4 protein-coding genes are annotated in these 4,762 nt (G+C 66.1%); all 4 read right to left on the reverse strand.

From position 1 onward, the window contains the following. Nucleotides 1–132: 132 nt before the first annotated feature. Nucleotides 133–1,062: a CobW family GTP-binding protein gene (locus WA702_RS05860; protein WP_425109588.1), complete on the reverse strand. Its 930-nt coding sequence runs from the start codon at nt 1,060–1,062 to the stop codon at nt 133–135. Next, nucleotides 1,059–2,552, reverse strand: a complete 1,494-nt coding sequence (locus WA702_RS05865; RefSeq protein ID WP_425109589.1) for an amidohydrolase family protein — start codon at nt 2,550–2,552, stop codon at nt 1,059–1,061. The genes WA702_RS05860 and WA702_RS05865 overlap by 4 nt, the downstream gene beginning before the upstream one ends. Nucleotides 2,553–2,822: 270 nt before the next feature. Next, nucleotides 2,823–3,140, reverse strand: a complete 318-nt coding sequence (locus tag WA702_RS05870) for an AtuA-related protein (RefSeq protein ID WP_425109590.1) — start codon at nt 3,138–3,140, stop codon at nt 2,823–2,825. Nucleotides 3,141–3,142: 2 nt separating this feature from the next. Then, nucleotides 3,143–4,474, reverse strand: coding sequence for an acyclic terpene utilization AtuA family protein (locus WA702_RS05875; protein WP_425109591.1), 1,332 nt, complete (start codon nt 4,472–4,474; stop codon nt 3,143–3,145). Nucleotides 4,475–4,762 lie beyond the last annotated feature (288 nt).

Below are 4,762 nucleotides of genomic sequence, written 5' to 3' on the forward strand. Positions count from 1 at the left end.
CTCTCTCCACGCGCGCGCTGGCCGAGAGGGACCCCTCCCCCGTCTCGCCGCTGCGCGGCGAGCCACCCTCTCCCGCAAGGGGAGAGGGTACACCGAGTGCTCGGCCTGATTTTGTTCGATGGAGACCGTGCCTTAGGGGATCATGATCCCCTGCAAGACCCGCTCGATCGCGCCCGCGTCGATCTGCCCTTCCCGGCCGATCAGCACGAGCTGCGCGGTGAGCCCAGCCGGCGGGGCGAGCTGCGAGGCTGACATCGTCGCGCGGGTGCCGACGCATTGGAACAGCATCGGCTGTCCTGGATGCTCGGTGAAGACGAAAACCCCCTTCATGCGCAGCGTCTGCGCGGCCAGCGGACCCACGATCTGCTGAAAGCGCGCCAGCGACAGCGGCGCCTGCGAGCGCCAGCTGACCGAGGCGAACGGCTCCGAGGCCGCAAGTGTCAGCTTCGGTACCGGCCGAACAACGGTCGCACTGCGACTGAATAATAAGTCAGGCGGAACCGCGCCCTGCACGATGTCGAACACGACACTCGCCGGCTTGTGGCGACCGATGATCTCGGTGATCCGCTCGCGCTCGCCACCGTCAAGCAGATCAGTCTTGGTCAACAGCACGAAATCCGCCGCGCGCAATTGCGAGCGCCACAGCACGTCCTCGGCCTGCTCGGGCTCATCCAGCACGCGCCGGGCGTCGACCAAGGTCACCACCGTCTCCAGCGGCGCCACCTTGAAGACGACGGGGTCCATCAAATTGCGAATGATCTCGGCAGGATCGGAGACGCCCGACGTCTCGATCGCGATCGCATCCGGCGGCGAGGGTCGCTTGATCACCGACGCCAGCGTGCGCAACAAATCGCCCTGCAGCGAGCAGCAGATGCAGCCGTTCTTCAAGGACACCACGCCGTCCGACACCGTGCCGAGCAGCCCGGCATCGATATCGATGGCGCCGAAATCGTTGACAACGGCGGCAATCCGGCGTCCGCCGGGATTAGCGAGCAGGTGATTGAGCAGCGTGGTCTTGCCCGCCCCGAGATAACCGGCGACCAGCAGGACCGGGACGATCATGACGTCACGGATCGACGAACGGGTCGTCCCGGACGCGCATCGCGCAGCAAGGTGCAATCCGCAATCACGGCCGCGCCGTTGACGAGCAGATGCTTCACGCCATCGGACGGCCGGTTCATGTTGAGGAAGTCGGCGCGGTCCTTCAGCGTCGCGAGATCGAGCACGGCGATGTCCGCATCACAGCCTGTCTGCAGCCGCCCCTTCCTGTGCATCGAAGGTGTCGAAGCACCGAGGATCTGCGCCGGAATCAGCGTGCACTTGGCGATGCCTTCCATCAGCGGCACCGCTTTGCGTTCGATCACCCAATCATGCAGGAATTTGGTGAAGGTTGCCGACGAGCGCGGGTGCGACACGGCATCGTCCGGCAGCGGCCAGGCGTCGCCGGTGTAGAGCGTGCCGTTGCCGAGAATCCAGGGCATTGCGTCGGAGGCGATCGCGCCGCCCGGATACATCACGGAGACGTCCAGCAGCTCGCGATGGCGCTGGTTGACGGCGACATCGAGGAAATGGATCAGCACCAGCGCGCCGGGCTCGCGCTGCTGCCGCGCCAACAGCTCCTCGCGATCCGCCAGGCGCCGGCGCTCGGCCACCATCTCGATCGCCTCATAGCCGGTGCCCATGCGCTGGCAGAAGGCGGGATCGGCAAAGAACTCGGCCCCGACCACGGTCGAGCCGGTGCCGTACGGATAAGCCTCGACGGTCACCTTCAGGCCCTGCGCCTGCGCCGTCCGCACCAGCTCGGCGCATCGCTCGATGTCCTGCAGGCTGGTCGAGTTGAAATGGCAGATGTGCATGTGCGCGCCGGTCGAGCCGGCAAGCCCGATCAGGCGCGTATAGGCGTCGACCGAGCTGCGTGGATCGACATTCGACATGTAGGCAATGTGGGTATAGGTCGGCACGTTGTGGCGCGCGGCGAGGCTGCACAGCTCCGACAATTCCTTGACGCCGGTGCCCGGCGCATATGCGTTCGGGAAAGCGACGCCGAGTCCGCCCTGCTCCAGCCCTGCGCGCACGCGCTCGACGATCTCCGCGGTCTCCGCCGGCGTCGCGACCTCCTCGACCCAGCGCTTGTCGCGCATCGCCTCGCCCATGCCGGCGACGCTGGAGGCGGTCTGCTGCGTGGTCATGGTGGCGATGCGACCGAACACCCAGCCGGCTGCGGCGCCGTAGTTCAACGTGCGCCCCTGCGCTGCCTGTTCGTCATACCAGCGCGCTACCGGCAGCACCCCGACCTCGAGCTCGAGCGTGGTGGTGACACCGTCGAACGCCTGCATGCGATCGGCCGGCAACGACTGGCCGTGAGCATGAAGATCGATAAATCCGGGAGTGACCACCAGCCCCTTGGCGTCGATGATCGCCTCAGCCGATCCCGCGATGTCGCCGACGGCGGCGATCACGCCGTCCTTGACCGCGACATCGGCGATCGCATCGAAAGCGGTTTCGGGATCGAGGACGCGGCCTCCGCGAATGATCAAATCGTAGCGGTTCATTGCAACGGGATTCCAAATGACAGCCGAAGGTGGTCTCGCAGAGACGAAGCACAGCAGAGGCCAAACCGTCGCATGAAGGTGCGTGCGGCTCAACAGCGCTGAAATGGAAGGATTGCGAACATTCAGCTCAGACGTGCGCTGCGCCTACACGGCCTCGCTCGCCTGGAATTGAGACGAGGGCTGAGCGAATTGAGACGCTGTCGCACCGCGCGCTCGCTGCGACCTCGCGCCGTATGGACGGGGAGAGGGAGCGCACCGAGCCCGCCGTCCTCAATCCCCGCGTTCTGCCGCGATGTCGAGATCGAGCAGGCGCGAGCTCAGCGATTTGCCGTGCGCATCCAGCGCCAGCGAACGGGTGACACCACCACCGAGCGCATCCTTCAGAACAAAATTCAGCGCCGCGATGCCGGGCAGCTCGTAGCGGACGACCTCGCCATGCACGATGCCGGCGAAATGCGCCTTGACGCGCTCGGCGGTGACTGTCTCGCGCAGCAGCGCGTAGTCATCGGCGTGATAGGCGATGACCGAGATGTTGGAGATGTTGCCCTTGTCGCCGGTGCGGGAGTGAGCGATCTCGCGCAGCTTCATCTTCAGGACTCCACCAGCGAGACGCTGAGCTGCGCCGCTTGCTCCGGCACGAGGCAGGAGGCGACGGCGATGACCTCGCGCGCCGATTTCCAGGCGCCGCCGCCGCCCGCGGGTCCATTGGTGTAGAGCGTCTCGACCTCGTTGCCGATCTTGACCGCCTCCGTCAGCGTCTCGGTGCGGCCGGTGACGCGCACACGCACCTCGTACGGCTCCGCAGTGCCGGACGCGTCACCATGCAGCGCGTTGACACCGATCAGGTCGAAACGCAGCTCGCTGGTGGTGACGCCGGTGAGTGCCAGCCGCTCGCGCACGATGTCGAGTGCAAGCCGGCCACGCGCCACCGCGCCCGGGCCGGCGTAGGAAATCTGTCCTTCGCCGACATAGCTGTCGACATAACCGACCGAGGTCTTGAGCAAGCCCGTTTTCGGCTTGCCGCGACCGCCCGTGACATGGACCCGGTCAGGGCCGACCTCCTCGATCCGCACCTCAGAGAAATCAGCAACCACATCGGGCTGGAAATATTGCGCGGGATCGTGGATCTCGTAGAGCAACTGCTCCTTCACGGTCGCCGGCGTGACCTGGCCGCCGGAGCCAGCGACCTTGGTTACGACGAGATCGCCGTCCTCGCGGACCTCGCCGATCGGGAAACCGAGGCGGGCGAGACCCTGGACATCCTTAGGCCCGGGATCGGCGAAATATCCGCCGGTGATCTGGCCGGCGCATTCCAGGAGATGACCGACCACGATGCCCTTGCCGAGCAGGTCCCAATCATCCATCGCCCAGCCGAACTCATGCACCAGTGCGCCTAAGAACAGCGCCGGATCGGCGGCGCGGCCGGTGATCACGATTTCGGCGCCCGCAGCGAGCGCGTCGGCGATCGAGCGCGCGCCGACATAGGCATTGGCGGAGACGATGCGATTGCCGAGCGCCTTGACGCTGTCGCCATTGTCGAGCGCGAGATCGGCGTCCTTGGCCTCCGTCAGCACGTCGTCGCCGGTAATGGCGGCAATCTTCAGGCCCGGGAGGCCGAGCTTGCGCGCAATCGCGCGCGTCGCTTCGGCGGCGCCGAGCGGGTTGGCCGCGCCCATGTTGGTGATGATGCGAACCTTGTTGGCGTGGCAGATCGGCAGCACGGCCTGCATGCGCGCCGCCAGCAGCGGATCGTAGCCGCCGGCTGGATCCTTCAACCGCGCCTGCTGCGCCAGCGCAATGGTGCGCTCGGCGAGGCATTCGAACACCAGGTAATCGAGCGCCCCCTTCGCGGCGAGCTCGACCGCCGGCTCGATGCGGTCGCCGGAATAGCCGGCGCCGGCGCCGATCCTGATGGTTCGCATGGACGTTCTCCGATCACAGTCGTTGCAGATCGGATAGCACACAAGAGATGGTCATGACGACAGATCGCCGAGCAGGAACCATCGCGATGTGGCGCGAAGGCGCAAGGCGCTGCTACAGCGATCGACGCCAGTCTGCCTGATGAAGGCTGGCGGCTAATCCGACTCGGCCCAGAACTGGCGCACTGGCAACAGGCGCCGCTCGCGATGGCCGTCAGGATATTCGATCGTCCGCAGCGTCATCATCACGTATCGCGATCGCGAGGCTTCGCGGACGCTATGCTGCTTGGC

This window comes from Bradyrhizobium sp. (genome assembly GCF_049798375.1).
Classification (GTDB): domain Bacteria; phylum Pseudomonadota; class Alphaproteobacteria; order Rhizobiales; family Xanthobacteraceae; genus Bradyrhizobium.

Bases quoted from the DNA above. Each gene is read 5' to 3' on its own strand.
- WA702_RS05860 (WP_425109588.1), bottom strand. From the start codon at position 1,062: ATGATCGTCCCGGTCCTGCTGGTCGCCGGTTATCTCGGGGCGGGCAAG.
- WA702_RS05865 (WP_425109589.1), bottom strand. From the start codon at position 2,552: ATGAACCGCTACGATTTGATCATTCGCGGAGGCCGCGTCCTCGATCCC.
- WA702_RS05870 (WP_425109590.1), bottom strand. From the start codon at position 3,140: ATGAAGCTGCGCGAGATCGCTCACTCCCGCACCGGCGACAAGGGCAAC.
- WA702_RS05875 (WP_425109591.1), bottom strand. From the start codon at position 4,474: ATGCGAACCATCAGGATCGGCGCCGGCGCCGGCTATTCCGGCGACCGC.